Genomic DNA, 14110 nt, shown 5'->3' with positions numbered 1-14110 from the left:
CTTTTTCCGTTCCCGAGTTTCTTGCCTTTGACAGTTAGAAACCTAGGCGGAGAGCGGCGTGCGGCCGTTAAGGCGCTCCCAACGAACCCACGGTTACGTCAGGAGAGCCGCATTTTCGGTGCTTTCGCCTGTGGTTGATCGGATTTAGAATTTTCTCAGGTAACCGATAGTGCGCGCCATCGCTCGCTGCGAGGACAATATCTGAGAGGCCGCGCCATGTTCGAATTCATCCTGGCCGCCACGGCCCGCAGCTACTGCTTCTTGCGCCGGCTTATGCCGACCAACATCGTGACCGACGCCATCAACACTCGGCGCGGTCTCAAGTGGGGCGTGCCCGTGATGCTTCTCGCCGTGCCGTAGGGGTTCGCTGCGGCGTACTTCGCCGGGTTGGTCGAAGCCGGGGTACGCCGTCGCATGCCGCAGGTGTTGCTTTCCGAAAACGTCAGGGTGAAGCGCGGGGAGGAGCCAGTGCTCGTGTCGAGGCGCAGTTGACATTCCGGCCAGTCACAGCCGGCGTACCTCCTGTTAGAGACATGATTGGCTCAGACACGTCCGCCCACAGGAGGCCTCATTATGACGATCCCGCAGGAGCAGTTCGACGACCTTCTCAGCCGCACCGCGCTGGCTGCACTGTTCTACTATCCGGAGATTGCCGTCGACGATAACAGGCACAACCTCCGGAACGACATCGAGTACTGTCTGGAGCCCGTCGCGATGATCGCGGACGAGGACACCGAACGGCTCCGCGTCGCGGTCGGGCGTGTGATCACGAATCCGACGGCGCATCGCTCGGAACTCCTCGCCCTTGTTATCGAGCTGGCCCCTCAGCCTCCCGCGTAGCAGTGATCATGAACGACCTATCTGGGCAAGACGCCGCGCCGCAGAAGGCGCTGGCGGAGCATCCGTCTGGCAGTGACGCCGAGGCGGAGAAGAGGCGCCAGTATGTGGCGGCGAACCGCGACCGGATCCGCGAGCTGAATCGCCTCTGGCGAGCGGAACACCTCGACCGTGCCCGGCAGCTCAACCGCGACTCGATGCGTCGGGCCACGGCCCGCCGGCACCGCGAAGCCGAGGTGCGTGCCCGGCGGAGGGAGCGGGCGAAACGCTGGCGGGTGGAGCATCCGGAGCGCCGGCGTGTGTATCAGCAGCGGTGGGTGGCGGAGAATCGCGAGAAGGTGCGCGAGTACTACAACCGTTATTACGAGGCACACCGTGACGAGGTGAACGCCCGGGCGGCAGCACGGCGCGACGCTGACCCCGATCGCACGAAGCAGATCACCCGGCAGTGGGCCGAGCGTAACAAGGAGCGCCGGGCCGAGCTGCAGCGGAATCGGCGCAGCGATCCGGAGATCTACCAGTCCGAGCTGGAGGCCAACGCGGCGGCGCGACGCCTGAAGCGCAGTCTGAGCCGGGCGGGCCTCCCGCCGAAGCTTCTGCACGCGACGACCGCGGCCGAGCGTCGCACCAATGAGCGCGAAGCCGACGAGTATTTCAATGACCCATCGCGGCCCGAGCACGTGCGGCAGTTCACGGTGTTTGCCGAATCGCTCACGGAGCACGTGCTCAAGAACGGTGCCCGCATGCGCGAGTTCGCCGAGGCCTACGTGGTCACCCGAGCACGCATGGGGCTCCCGCCTGCACCGGTGCAGAATATCGTCTACGCCCGAGCCGTCGAAATAGTCGCCGAGCGGATGCGCCGGGTCGACCTGCTGACCAGCCGCGACGTCGCGGCGGCTGTGCGGAGTACGAAAGCTGAGGAACGCCGGGAAGAGCGGCAACAGCAGGTGGATTGGCATATGAAGGCCATCGTGGTGCATTTTCACCGAAACAGTGCGCGGCTGGACGCCGAGGCAGAGGTGGAGAACCTGGCGCGGGCACATCGGGGGATGCCGCTGGTGCCGGCCGAGTCGTTGGTGGTGCAGCTTGCGCTGCAGGACGTCATCGAGCGCGTGCCCACGAGCAGGTTAACCAAAGCGGATGCTCGGACCGCCGCCCGCATCGCGGGCCTGCACATCGCGACCTCGCTCGAATCTCACGACGTGGTAGACCAATCGGTTCATCGACGGGCGCTTTCGTAGTCGATGGCGACGAAAGGACCGAGCAAACCGGGCCCTTCCGAATGCCGGTGCTGGACTAGGCGGAAACCACGCCAGGCGACTGATTTTCCTCGTGAGGCATCTATGCGCTCTGGGCTCCCAAGGACCGACCTCTGATGCGTTGCCCCTCGCGTCCACGGCGCTCTCCCGGCCGTGAACAGACACGCAATCATGGGTACGCTCGATGAGGTGCGTCTGCAGAACTTGTTGACGTGCCGCTCGGCGGGCAATGTCCCGTCGCGCTCGGCCTGAACGTGAAGGAAACACCGTGTCTGATCACGCAAGAATCAAGGGCCACACCGTGACCCGCACCGTGCACATCGAAGCCTCGCGCACGCGCGTCTGGAAGGCGCTGACCGACCCCGAGGTGATGGTCAAGTGGTTCGGAGACGGTGTGGAGTTCGCCGCGCTCGAGCCCGGTGCAACTGGCAGCATCGACTGGGATGACTACGGCAGTTTTCCGATCGAAATCACCGAGGTCGTGCCCGACGGCTCGTTCGGCTTCCGTTGGTCGGGAATCCCCGCCGAACAGCTCGACGAGTACTCGACGCACGTGCGCTTCACCGTCGCCGATGCCGGTTCCGGTTCCGGGACGGATGTCACCGTGATCGAATCGGGCTTCGACACACTCCCCGGCGGCACCCGCTACCGTCGCGAACGTCTCGAGCAGAACCGAGAGGGCTGGGACGTCGAACTCGACGAGCTCGCGATCCTATTCGAGGGTGTCACTGAGTAGTTCACGATTACGGGGGAGTCGCTCGACAAGTTGGCCACGTTGCTCGGCCGGTAGAGGACTATTTGGTGGAGCGCAGGAGATGTGCGTGAAAGCGAGCAAAATCTGCCCAGGGATTCCGCCGCCCGTGAGTTCGGGGAACAGCCCGCCATTTTTTACCGTGGTCCACCTAAACGTCGTCGCGCCGGACACCCGCGGTACAGACGTCAACCTCGTGCCCGTCCGTAAAATACTGCGGCGTTGAATGCGGGCGTAGCTCTTCAGCACGTCAATCTGCTCTTGGTGTGTTTCAGAACTAACGGTCAGTACCGTCATTCAACCCGGACACTTATGAGACGTAGTTATGAGAATCGCCGTTAGGTACGAACAGGGAGATGCAGGCAAGCTCAACCTGCCGGCGCAGATGCAGTCGCCCGGGGGAAACCCATGGAGTTGATATATTCCTGTGACAGTACATGCTCGATCGCGAGAATGCCCGCCCCTATTACGCCGGCCTGAGCCCCCGTCTTGGACGCGACGATCGTCAGGTTCTGCGAGGCGAGCGGCATTGAACGTGAGTAGACCTCCTCGCGAATGCCTGCGATGAGGTGTTCGCCCGACTGGGCCATGGACCCCCCGATCACGATAAGTGATGGGTTTAGGATACTCACGCACATGTTGAGCATCTCGCCGATCGCTCGGCCCGCCTCGCGTACGAAGCGGATGGCCGTGAGGTTGCCCGCCTCAACCAGCTCCACCACATCCGCGCCCGAGTTTGCCTCGAGACCGGCCCCGCGCAGTGCCTTCGCCAACGCGGGCGCAGCGGCGATCGCCTCGAGGCATCCGGTGTTGCCGCATCGACAGGTCACACCCGCTCCACGCCCGACAGGGATGTGCCCGACGTCACCCGCAGTGCCATATGCGCCGCGTCGTAAGCCGCCGTCCGATATGATTCCTGACCCGATGCCCGTCGCGACCTTGAGAAAGACCATGTCGTTCGTATGTGGCCAGCTGTGGGCGCGCTCACCCAAAGCCATGATGTTGACATCGTTGTCGACTAGCACTGGCACGGGGAAGTAAAGCTGGATGCGCGCGGGAACGTCGTAATCATTCCAGCCGGGCATTATTGGAGGGTTCGAGGGTCGGCCGGTGGAGTGTTCCACGGGGCCGGGAAGGCCGACCCCAATCGCGATCAATTCATCATGCGGTCGGTTGAGATCGGCGAGCAAGGTGTCGATGGTCGTGATGAGCCACGATAGAACGCTCTCCGGCCCTTCAGCGATCTGAAGGCGATTGCGTTTTTCCGTCAGAACTGTTCCCGCGAGATCGCAGATCGCGACCGTGGCGTGTGTCGCTCCAATGTCGGCAGCGGCGACCACGCGCGCACCCGGATTGATCGCGATTCGTGCAGAGGGTCGACCGCCCGTCGAGGCGGCGTCAGCTACAGGTGTGATGAGGCCCAAATCCAGGAGGTTGTCGATCCGAGAGGTAATCGTCGATCGAGCTAGGCCTGTACTGGCGGCTAACTCCGCTCGAGTGCGCGGGATCCCGTCACGCAACAACTGGAACAGCTCCCCGGCTCCGAAAGCCGAGAGAGTCTTGACAGTCGTCGTCACGCTATCTCCCAGGTTGGTGCGGTGTTGTCGGTGACAACAATCGCGTCTTAATGCGATCGCAATGAGTCTATCTGTTTCATTTCATCAAAAAGATGGCTTTTAAGCCAATTACTTTTGCGTACCTATTGACAAAAGCTGTATGTCGGTCAAAATTGTCTGTATGACAACGGATGTTACCGACAACGCAGCCGGACGACCTCGAATAGGGATCATCGGGGGCGGCCTTATAGCAACGGTTCACTCTCGGGCGGCACGGGCCGCTGGGGCGGAACTTGCTGGCATAGCGTCGTCCAGTGCCAAGACCGCCGAGGCCGCACGACTGAGATTGAGCATTTCCACCGCTTACCCCTCCGTGGACGCGATGCTGTCCGATGAGAGCATCGACGTCATCCACATTTGTACGCCGAACGCCTCACATCCGGAGTTCGCACTGGCGGCCCTCGAGGCGGGTAAGGACGTCATTTGCGAGAAACCTCTCGCGACTTCGGCGTCGAGCGCTTACGAACTCATGGTGAGAGCGGAGAGGCTTAGCCGAATCGTATCCGTGCCGTTCGTCTACCGTTTTCACGCCATGGTCCGCGAGGCGCGAGCGCGGGTGCTCGCCGGCGCAGTTGGCCGTATTTTCGTCATCCAGGCCTCATACCTTCAGGACTGGTTGCTGTCATCTGACGACGATGACTGGCGGGTGGAGACTGCAATCGGCGGCCCGTCCCGCGCATTCGCCGATATCGGCTCCCACCTGTGCGATCTCATTGAGTTCGTCACCGACGATCGGATCTCACGACTTAACGCAGTAATGCGCACCGTGCATCGCGATCGCAATCGAAGCAAGAGCATTGACACCGAGGATGCTGTGGCGCTCGTCTTCGAGACCACAAGCGGCGTCCTCGGAACCATTCTCGTGAGCCAGGTCTCGGCAGGACGAAAAAACAGGCTGAGTTTCGAGATCAGCGGAGAGCGCGAATCGCTCTTCTTCGACCAAGAGAACCCCGAGACCTTGTGGCTTGGCAAGCGTACGGGGTTCCACCACATCGTCCGTGACGCCGCAACACTGCATCCCTCCGCGGCGCGGTATTCAATCGTCCCCCCCGGGCATGCACAGGGGTATCAAGATGCATTCAACGCGTTTGTGAGCGACAGCTACCAAGCGCGCACGGGAGAGACCCCAGACGGGCTTCCCACTTTCGCCGACGGCTACCGCGCCGCAGTTCTCACGGAGGCCGTCCTAAAATCACACGAGACCGGAGGATGGGTCGATACGCCCCATTCAGCAGCAGCAATAGAACTAGTAAACGTAGCGAGGAGAAGTTAGATGAAAATCATTCAGGTCGGTTTGGGCGCCTGGGGCGCATCTTGGCTCACCGTCGTGCAGCAGAGTGCGTCGTGGGAGTTGGCCGGCGTCGTCGACGTTGATAGCGCGGCCGCAGAGCGGGTAGCGAAATCGTATGGAGTCCGCGCATACCGCGACATCGAGCACGCGCTCGAAGACAAAGCTAATTTCGACGCCGTTCTCGTCATCGTGCCGCCGGAGTATCACGCGGCCGTTGCGGTTCCCGCGCTAAAGGCGGGAATTCCGGCGCTCATTGAGAAGCCGCTGGCAGGTAATCTCACCGACGCGCTGTCGATCATCGACGCTGCTGACCATTCCGGGGCCATCGCCATGGTTTCTCAGAACTACCGCTACAAGCGGGCGCCCCGAACTGTTCAGCGCCTCATCAACGAGGGCGTCATCGGCGAGGTGCAACAAATTTTCATTAATTACCAGAAGAATCCTCCGTTTGATGGCTTTAGGTTGACGATGGACGAGCCTCTCATCGTCGACGCGATGATCCACCACATAGACCAGATCCGCGGAATCGCGGGAGTTGAAGCCGTATCTGTGCGCGCAAACTCGTGGAACCCGTCCTGGTCGCGATTCGCCGGAAATGCCTCCGCTGTCGTTCAGATCGAAGGTTCGAACGGCGCGAAGGTCATTTACACCGGATCTTGGGCTTCCCAAGGTGAGCAGACGAGTTGGGACGGTGATTGGGAGATTCATGGGACTAAGGGCTCAATCAGCTGGAAGAACAACACCGTCCAGATCCGATTCCAGTCGCTCTTCGACACGGTATTCCTCGCCGGCGCTACAGAGCACTCCGGAGTCATGCATGTCGATCTCGACGACCTCGAGGTCGAGGAGCGTCTCGGCACGCTCGCCGCTTTCTCGGAAGCGGTCACTTCCGGTGTTCGCCCGGAGACTGACGTTCGCGACAACATCCTCAGTCTTCAACTAGTCGTTGCGACCGCGGAGTCGGCGAAGAAGGACGGCGAGATCGTGCGTCTCTCCTCGGTCGACGAACTTCTTACGTCCGTCGGCTGACGCAGTTCACGACATATACCAAGGACAAGGACAATGACAATATCCACTCACCTTGACAGTCCCAGCCCCGGCTCAGGCGCGACCCAACCGAAAAAAAGAAAACTGACCGGTTCTGTCGCCGGGCGACTGATCGGCGCCCAGGGGCTGCTCATCGTCGTGCTCGCGTTCGGGGCGGCGCTCAGCTTCCTCAGCCCCGTCTTCCTCTCACCGATCAACCTCATCAACCTGCTCTACCAGTCGACAATTCTCGGCGTATTCGCCATAGGAATGACCTTCGTCATTCTCACGGCCGGTATTGACGTTTCGGTCGGGGCGACAGCAGCGGTGACGTCGGTCCTGTCGATGGGCGTGATCGTGCGGATGGGGATGCCCGACATCGTCGGTATCTTCGCAGGGCTCCTGATCGGAATCATCATCGGCGCAATCAACGGTCTTATGGTGACGAAGCTGGGGATCTCGCCGTTGATCGCCACCCTGGCGACGCTGAGTGCGGGGGTGGGCTTAGCTTTCGCTTACTCCGACGGTGGAAACATCACGCCGGTTCCCCAAATTCTGACCAGCGCGGTCAACGCGAAGCTCTTCGGCATCCCACTCCTCATCCCCGCGGTACTCATCATTGCGTTTATCGCGCATTTGGGGCTGACGCGCACAACCTTCGGCCGGTCGATCTATGCGGTCGGCGGAAACCCTGAAGCCGCGCTTCTCGCCGGGATCCGCGTCGACCGCATCAAGATGCTCGCGTACGTCATATGTGGGCTGACCGCTGCGATCGCGGGCCTTCTCCTCACCGGTCGTCTCGCATCCGGAAGTCCCCGTGCCGGCGACGGCCTCGAGCTGACAGTCATCGCGGCCGTGGTGATTGGTGGAACCAGCCTCTTCGGCGGACAGGGGAACATCAAGGGCACACTGCTCGGCGTGCTGCTCATCTCAATGGTGTCGAATGCCGTGAATCTCCTCGGCATTCCATCCTCGTACGACAAGATCGTGCAGGGCGCCGTGATCTTCGCCGCCGCAGCCTTGGACGTTTACCGCTACAAGTACGTGCAACGAGGTCTTTCTCGTCGAGCGAAGCTCGCTCCGCCACCCTCGTCGTCGGCCAGCACTTCCACTCCCTTCTCACCTGCGCCGACCGACAGCGCAGCCTCAAGCCGCGCGGAAAATTGACCGCGTCATCATCTCAAATGAGTTCGCAACTGTACGCCCCAACGGTAGCTCATTGAGGCACCGAAAAGAAAACAGGAGAAAGTCAATGAAGACAAGAAGAAAGTTCGTCGTCGCTGTGGCACTCACCGCCGCTGCTGCCCTCGGCCTCACCGCGTGCAGTCCCACCGCAGGAACACCAAGCAGCTCTGACGACGGCAAGACGAAGATCGCCGTTCTGCTGTATAGCCAAGGCTTCGAGTTCATGGTCGCGCTCGGCCAGGGCATCAAAGACAAGGCACAGGAGCTCGGCGTCGAGGTCACCATTCTCGACGCCAAAGGCGACTCGTCGGCCCAGATCAGCCAGATCCAAGACCAACTGGCGCAGGGCGTCGATGGATTCGTGCTGAGCCCGAACAACTCCGACGAACTCGTTCCCGGTGTCCAGATGATTCACGACGCCGGCAAGAAGGTCGTCACGGTCGACTCCGTGGTCACGGGTGATATTGCGGATGCGGCGGTCGCTTACAACAATGAACTCGCCGGCAAGCTCGGTGCCGAAGAACTCGCCAAGCTGATGGACGAAAAGGGTACCCTCCTCGAATTCGAAGGCGCGAAGGGCGCATACCACGCCATCCTTCGTGGCAATGGATTTAAGGAAGGAGCCGCAGAGTTCACCGACATCGAAGTCATCTCGCGTGACGCTCAGTGGACGGCCGACAACGCCCTCTCTATTGCGGTCGATAACTTCACGGTAGACCCGAATATTAATGGTCTCTTTAGCCACAACGATGAGATGGTTCGCGGAATCGTGTCGGGCCTTGAGCAGATCGGCAAGTCCGCCAAGGTAGGCGAACCTGGTCACATCCCGCTCGTCGGAGTCGACGGAACGCCTCTGGCGCTTGATCGTATCCGCGACGGGTCACAGGACGCCACGATGAACCAGGATCCCTTCGTGATGGGTGCCTTGGGGCTCTCGACGATGGTCGACATCCTCAACGGTAAGACCGTCGAGGCACTGCAGCTCACTGAGCCTTCGCTAATCACCGCTGAGAATGTCGACGACCCCGAATTATGGGGCAACGTCTTCAAGTAGAAGCACACCTCTCGGTCGCGCCGTGAAGTCACGGTACGGCGCGACCGGGACATTTTTGCTCCGTCCGTTCCCCCGAACAGAACCAGTTAGGAATCACACGAAATGTCTCGCTTCAAGTATTCGTACAACGCAATTGTTTACAGCCAGGAGCCGATCGCGAAGAGCTTCGACCGACTGTCGCGCTTCGGCTACGATGCCATCGAGCTCATCGGAGAGACGGACCAGGACGTCACTGAAATCAACCGCCTGAAGTCGGACACCGGAATCGAAGTCAGTTCGATCTGCAGCATTTGGTCAGGCGACCGCGACTTGGTGAACCCAGCTGCGACTATTCGCCAGAAAGGCATCGACTATGGAAAGTCGATGGCCGACTTCGCAGCATCGGTCGGCGCCCCCACGATTATTGTCGGCCCGTCGCCTGTCGGCAAAACCTCCGCTCTCGAGAGTGACGAGCAGGAGTGGGCCTGGGCCGTCGAGAACGTCCGTGAAATCGGCCAATACGCCGCATCCGTGGGAGTAGACATCACACTAGAGTGCTGGAACCGCTACGAGACCTACTTCTTGAACACACTGGACAAGGCCGTCCGTCTGGTAGAGGCGACCGGGCTCTCTAACGCCGGTGTACACGGAGACATGTTTCACATGAACATTGAAGAGAAGTCGATCGACGGAGCATTCCGCGATGCCGGCCGTCACCTCAACCATGTGCACGCCGTCGACAGCAACCGCGCAGCGCCTGGGGCCGGACACATCGATTTCGTGCCCACAGTCCAGGCTCTCAAAGACATCGACTACAGCGGATACGTCACGTTCGAACTGCTCCCCGCCTCCGCCGACCCGTTCGCCATGATCGCACGCAACGGCCACCTCGAGTTTCTCGACGAGTACACCGAACTGGCCATCAGGACGCTCAAAGCCGCTGAGGACAAGGTGTCGGGCCAATGAGCAAGTACGACTTCGGCATCAGCTCATTCGTTCTCGCATCGCCGTTCACCGACGACGACGGCGACCAGTTCGACTACGCGAAAGAGATGGGCTTCAACCTGATCGAGGTGTGCATCGAAGACCCGTCGCAACTAACGACCGATTTTCTAATCGCCGCATCCGAGCGCACCGGTCTGCCCATCTCAATCTGCGGGGCCTTCGGGCCCGACCGTGACGTGTCACACGAGAACGCAGAGATGCGACAGTCGGGCGTCGACTACATCAAACTGTGCATCGACATGGCGGCTGCCGTCGGCTCGCCACACGTCGCGGGCCCGATGTACTCGACGACCGGCAAAACGCGACTGCTTTCACCGGACGAGCGTTCGCAGCAGCGCCAATGGGCGGCTGATAGCCTCCGCCTAGTCGCGGATTATGGGGCAGATCGCAACGTCGCGCTTGCCATTGAGCCTCTCAACCGGTTCGAAACCGACCTCGTAAACACAGTCGAGCAGGGCCTCCAATTGCTCGAACTGATCGACCGCGACAATGCCGGCTTCATGCTCGACACATTCCACATGAATATCGAAGAGAAACACATAGGTGACGCCATCCGTTTGGCCGGCGACAAGGTGTTCCACTTTCAAGTCTCGGAGAATGACCGCGGAACGCCCGGCACTGGCAACGTGGCCTGGAGCGAGACATGGCAGGCGCTCGACGACATCGGCTACAGCGGAACAATCGTCATAGAGTCGTTCCTGCCGACGGTGAAAGAGATCGCGCGCGCCGTGTCACTGTGGCGTCCGGTCGCTCCCTCGATGGATGCGCTTGCTCGGGATGGCCTCGCGTTCCTGCAAAGGGAAATACCATGAGCGACTCGCACACATCGATCGCGGTCATCGAAGCCCGGGGACTGGTCAAGCGGTTCCCGGGCGTCGTCGCCCTTGCCGGCATGGACTTCGAACTCCAGGCCGGCGAGGTGCACTGTCTCGTCGGTGAAAACGGCGCCGGAAAATCAACTCTCATCAAGATCCTCAGTGGGTTCTATGTTCCCGACGAGGGTGGAGTCTACGTCGACGGCGAACCAATGCAGGCCAACACTGCTGCCGCGAAAGCGGCCGGCATCGCGACCATCCACCAGGAGCACAACCTCGTTCCGAATCTCTCAGTCGCCGAGAATATCCTCCTCGGCGACTGGGGAGGCAAGAGCGGCATTGTCTCGAAGCAAGCCGTGCGCGCGCGCGCTAAATCTGCTCTCGATCAGGTCGCCCCCGGAATCGACTTGAACGCACCCGCGATGGCATTGTCGACCGGTGAAGGCCAGATGGTTGAGATCGCTCGAGCGATCGCCCAGGATGCACGGGTCGTGATCATGGACGAACCCACCACCGCACTCGCCGACCACGACGTCGCGAAGCTCTTCACACTGGTCAACGACTTGCGCGCCCGAGGGCTCGCGATTCTCTACGTCTCGCACAAGCTCGAGGAGGTATTCGAGCTGGCCGACAAGATCACGGTGATCCGAGATGGGCAGACCGTCGCATCCTCCGTCCCGGCCGCCCAATTGAACACGCAGTCCGTCGTTCGATTGATGGTCGGCGATAACGTCAATATGTACGAGCATGTCCCACGCCAGCGCGGTGAGGTCGTGCTCGAGGCACGCGGCCTGAGTCGCGCAGGCGCTTTCGCCGATGTCGACCTGCAAGTGCATGCGGGCGAAATCGTCGGTCTCGCCGGGCTCATCGGGGCGGGTCGCACCGAAGTCGCTCGATGCATCTACGGTGCGGATCGGCTGGAGAAGGGTGTTGTCTACCTCGACGGTAAGAAGCTGACGCTCCGAGGTGCCCGATCGGGAATCAACGCGGGCATAGCGCTTGTGCCGGAAGAGCGTAAGCAACAGGGCATTATCCCCGGCTTATCGGTGCGCGAAAATACGACACTATCGCTTCTGAAGCAGGTGAGCCATTGGGGAATTCTCAAGCTCGGGATCGAGAGGAAGCTAGCGCAGAAGTACATCGGCGACCTCTCGATCAAGACGCCGACTGCTGAAACATCGATCCGCTCGCTTTCGGGCGGGAACCAGCAAAAGGTGATTATCGCGCGCTGCCTCGCGAGCAACCCCCGCGTCCTGATCCTCGACGAACCCACGAAGGGCATCGACATCGGGGCCAAAGCAGAGATCCACCGCCTGATTGAACAACTCGCTCGCACCGGTGTCGCAGTTTTGATCATCTCGAGTGAGCTGCCCGAATTGCTCGCGCTTTCCGACCGTGTCGTCGTCATGCGTCGAGGACGCATCGTCGGCGAACTCGACCGTGCCGCAGCGACCAAAGAAAACGTTATGTCTTACGCCGCGGCGTAAGACCAAGAAGGGAACTTGACATGACCGACCAAAAGTCAACGCATCCGGTCACTTTGTTCACCGGCCAATGGGCCGACCTTCCATTCGAGGAAGTCGCCCGTTTGGCGAGCGGATGGGGTTACGACGGGCTGGAGATCGCAGCATCCGGAGATCATCTCGACCTCGAGCGGGCCGACGAAGACGATGCATATCTGCAGTCGCGGCTCGACATCCTCGACCGGTATGGCCTAAAGGCTTGGGCAATCTCGAATCACCTCACAGGTCAGGCCGTCTGCGACGACCCGATCGACTTTCGGCACAAGGCGATCCTTCGCCCGAACACGTGGGGCGACGGAGACGGCGAGGGGGTGCGTCAGCGCGCAGCCGAAGATATGAAGCGGTCGGCGCGCGTTGCACGAAAGCTTGGCATCGATACGGTGGTCGGCTTCACGGGATCGAAGATCTGGCCGTACGTGGCGATGTTTCCGCCGGTGCCCGCCTCGGTTATCGATGCGGGGTATCAGGATTTTGCCGACCGATGGAACCCAATTCTCGATGTATTTGACAGCGAAGGCGTGCGGTTCGCGCATGAGGTGCATCCGTCGGAGATCGCCTACGACTATTGGTCGAGCGTTCGATCACTCGAGGCGATTGACCACCGTGCGGCGTTTGGGTTTAACTGGGACCCTTCGCACATGATGTGGCAAAACATCGACTCGGTCGAGTTTATTTGGGAGTTTCGTGATCGGATCTACCACGTGGACTGCAAGGATACGCGGTTGCGTCCGGCGACTGGCCGCGCTGGTGTGCTCGGTTCGCACCTGCCGTGGGGCGATCCGCGTCGTGGGTGGGATTTCGTATCGACCGGTCATGGCGATGTGCCGTGGGAGGATGCTTTTCGCGCTCTGCGATCAATCGGGTACAGCGGCCCGATTTCGGTCGAGTGGGAGGACGCCGGGATGGATAGGCTGCACGGGGCTGCTGAAGCAGTGGGGTTCGTCCGATCGCTGCTGTGGAAGCAGCCGGAGGCATCGTTCGACGCCGCATTCAGTCGTCAGGAGTAGTGGGCCAGCTTTCNCGGAAACATGCCGCCCGAGGAATATGAAAGCAACTACTACGCTGAAACAAACGGCCCGATAAATATCGAAGCCGCCAACAAAACGGCGGCATGAAATCAGGGACGGTTCAGGGCCTCGATGCCTGGGTGTTCCACTGGGGTTCCTTGTTGCGCCCGGTCGGGCTGGATGGTTAGGTGGCGGCGCGTCCGGGCGGGCTGCAAACGCTGGTGAACAGCGCCGTCCAGCCTTCTTCCCAGGGCCAGCTTTTGGGTAGGTGCAACGTGATGCGTCGTGCTGACGTGGNGGGTAGGTGCAACGTGATGCGTCGTGCTGACGTGGATATTCTGGCGGCGACGGTGATGAGTTTGCGGCGAACGGTTGCGGTGACGGTTTTTCCGAGGGCGGGACTGGCGAGGGTGCCGGCGGCGCGGGTGAGGTTGAACGTAATGCAGGCCAGGACGAGCCAGGCGGCGTTGGCCGTGAATACGCCGGACGGGAAGTGCGCCATCGCCGACGCTTTCATGTCGGCGTTCAAATTTTCGATGATCGCGTGGTGGCGGTGGGTTTTGTCGGCGTCGACGGTGTTGAGGGTGCTGGTGGTGAAGAACGCGTGGAAACGGAACAGATCAAAGAGAGTCCGTTGACCGGCGGCGGCGGTCTTGTTCTGTTCCGGGATGCGACGCACGATGAGACGTCCGAGGACTTGCTCGCTCTTCTTCTTTGATCCGAACGCGGTGAAGGGAATCTCGGCGACTTCCGCGTCGGAGA

14 protein-coding genes are annotated in these 14110 nt (G+C 60.9%); 12 read left to right on the top strand and 2 right to left on the bottom strand.

The genetic code is table 11. From position 1 onward, the window contains the following. The first annotated feature begins 216 nt into the window (after window positions 1–216). The 4 genes from E3O06_RS17655 to E3O06_RS16290 all read left to right on the top strand — a co-directional run bounded on the left by E3O06_RS17655 (window position 217) and on the right by E3O06_RS16290 (window position 2832). On the top strand, window positions 217–360 hold the full coding sequence (locus tag E3O06_RS17655) for a hypothetical protein (protein WP_166788241.1): 144 nt from the start codon (window positions 217–219) through the stop codon (window positions 358–360). A 213-nt stretch (window positions 361–573) separates the two neighbouring features. Next, window positions 574–840, top strand: a complete 267-nt coding sequence (locus E3O06_RS16300) for a hypothetical protein (RefSeq protein ID WP_134504446.1) — start codon at window positions 574–576, stop codon at window positions 838–840. Between the two features lie 2 nt (window positions 841–842). Next, window positions 843–2078 carry a hypothetical protein gene (locus E3O06_RS16295; RefSeq protein ID WP_134504444.1) on the top strand — a complete coding sequence of 412 codons (1236 nt, stop codon included), beginning with the start codon at window positions 843–845 and terminating at the stop codon, window positions 2076–2078. Window positions 2079–2364: 286 nt separating this feature from the next. Then, window positions 2365–2832 carry an SRPBCC domain-containing protein gene (locus E3O06_RS16290; protein WP_166788242.1) on the top strand — a complete coding sequence of 156 codons (468 nt, stop codon included), beginning with the start codon at window positions 2365–2367 and terminating at the stop codon, window positions 2830–2832. 383 nt (window positions 2833–3215) lie between these two features. Here E3O06_RS16290 and E3O06_RS16285 read toward each other — a convergent pair whose 3' ends face one another. Beyond that, window positions 3216–4424, bottom strand: coding sequence for an ROK family transcriptional regulator (locus tag E3O06_RS16285; protein ID WP_134504440.1), 1209 nt, complete (start codon window positions 4422–4424; stop codon window positions 3216–3218). Between the two features lie 139 nt (window positions 4425–4563). Between E3O06_RS16285 and E3O06_RS16280 the strand changes: the two genes are divergently transcribed. From E3O06_RS16280 to E3O06_RS16245, 8 genes are all read left to right on the top strand, one after another. After that, entirely contained in the window at window positions 4564–5736 is a 1173-nt protein-coding gene (locus tag E3O06_RS16280) for a Gfo/Idh/MocA family protein (protein ID WP_241980321.1), read from the top strand. Then, window positions 5737–6783 (top strand): Gfo/Idh/MocA family protein, encoded by a 1047-nt coding sequence (locus tag E3O06_RS16275; RefSeq protein WP_134504438.1) that lies wholly within the window; start codon window positions 5737–5739, stop codon window positions 6781–6783. A gap of 33 nt (window positions 6784–6816) precedes the next feature. Continuing rightward, window positions 6817–7947: an ABC transporter permease gene (locus tag E3O06_RS16270; RefSeq protein WP_134504436.1), complete on the top strand. Its 1131-nt coding sequence runs from the start codon at window positions 6817–6819 to the stop codon at window positions 7945–7947. An 85-nt stretch (window positions 7948–8032) separates the two neighbouring features. Further along, window positions 8033–9019 (top strand): sugar ABC transporter substrate-binding protein, encoded by a 987-nt coding sequence (locus E3O06_RS16265; protein ID WP_134504434.1) that lies wholly within the window; start codon window positions 8033–8035, stop codon window positions 9017–9019. 102 nt (window positions 9020–9121) lie between these two features. After that, window positions 9122–9964: a sugar phosphate isomerase/epimerase family protein gene (locus tag E3O06_RS16260; protein WP_134504432.1), complete on the top strand. Its 843-nt coding sequence runs from the start codon at window positions 9122–9124 to the stop codon at window positions 9962–9964. Beyond that, window positions 9961–10815 carry a sugar phosphate isomerase/epimerase family protein gene (locus E3O06_RS16255; protein WP_134504430.1) on the top strand — a complete coding sequence of 285 codons (855 nt, stop codon included), beginning with the start codon at window positions 9961–9963 and terminating at the stop codon, window positions 10813–10815. The genes E3O06_RS16260 and E3O06_RS16255 overlap by 4 nt, the downstream gene beginning before the upstream one ends. Beyond that, window positions 10812–12305, top strand: coding sequence for a sugar ABC transporter ATP-binding protein (locus E3O06_RS16250; protein WP_134504428.1), 1494 nt, complete (start codon window positions 10812–10814; stop codon window positions 12303–12305). Before E3O06_RS16255 ends, E3O06_RS16250 begins: the two co-directional genes overlap by 4 nt. A gap of 20 nt (window positions 12306–12325) precedes the next feature. Next, window positions 12326–13348, top strand: a complete 1023-nt coding sequence (locus tag E3O06_RS16245; protein WP_134504426.1) for a sugar phosphate isomerase/epimerase family protein — start codon at window positions 12326–12328, stop codon at window positions 13346–13348. Between the two features lie 184 nt (window positions 13349–13532). On the opposite strand, the gene E3O06_RS16240 is transcribed toward E3O06_RS16245, so the two are convergent. Next, the coding region (locus E3O06_RS16240; RefSeq protein WP_174843247.1) for a transposase at window positions 13533–14110 on the bottom strand (578 nt) is incomplete at its 5' end.

Origin of the sequence: Cryobacterium glaciale (assembly GCF_004402535.1) — a bacterium.
Taxonomy (GTDB): domain Bacteria; phylum Actinomycetota; class Actinomycetes; order Actinomycetales; family Microbacteriaceae; genus Cryobacterium; species Cryobacterium glaciale.
The sequence above is the reverse complement of the archived record's forward strand: the minus strand, read 5'-3'. Positions and strand labels throughout refer to the sequence as shown.

What these genes read in the sequence shown, in the direction of transcription:
- E3O06_RS17655 (WP_166788241.1), top strand. Translation starts at nt 217, where the DNA reads ATGTTCGAATTCATCCTGGCCGCCACGGCCCGCAGCTACTGCTTCTTG.
- E3O06_RS16300 (WP_134504446.1), top strand. Translation starts at nt 574, where the DNA reads ATGACGATCCCGCAGGAGCAGTTCGACGACCTTCTCAGCCGCACCGCG.
- E3O06_RS16280 (WP_241980321.1), top strand. Translation starts at nt 4,564, where the DNA reads ATGTCGGTCAAAATTGTCTGTATGACAACGGATGTTACCGACAACGCA.
- E3O06_RS16275 (WP_134504438.1), top strand. Translation starts at nt 5,737, where the DNA reads ATGAAAATCATTCAGGTCGGTTTGGGCGCCTGGGGCGCATCTTGGCTC.
- E3O06_RS16270 (WP_134504436.1), top strand. Translation starts at nt 6,817, where the DNA reads ATGACAATATCCACTCACCTTGACAGTCCCAGCCCCGGCTCAGGCGCG.
- E3O06_RS16265 (WP_134504434.1), top strand. Translation starts at nt 8,033, where the DNA reads ATGAAGACAAGAAGAAAGTTCGTCGTCGCTGTGGCACTCACCGCCGCT.
- E3O06_RS16260 (WP_134504432.1), top strand. Translation starts at nt 9,122, where the DNA reads ATGTCTCGCTTCAAGTATTCGTACAACGCAATTGTTTACAGCCAGGAG.
- E3O06_RS16255 (WP_134504430.1), top strand. Translation starts at nt 9,961, where the DNA reads ATGAGCAAGTACGACTTCGGCATCAGCTCATTCGTTCTCGCATCGCCG.
- E3O06_RS16250 (WP_134504428.1), top strand. Translation starts at nt 10,812, where the DNA reads ATGAGCGACTCGCACACATCGATCGCGGTCATCGAAGCCCGGGGACTG.
- E3O06_RS16245 (WP_134504426.1), top strand. Translation starts at nt 12,326, where the DNA reads ATGACCGACCAAAAGTCAACGCATCCGGTCACTTTGTTCACCGGCCAA.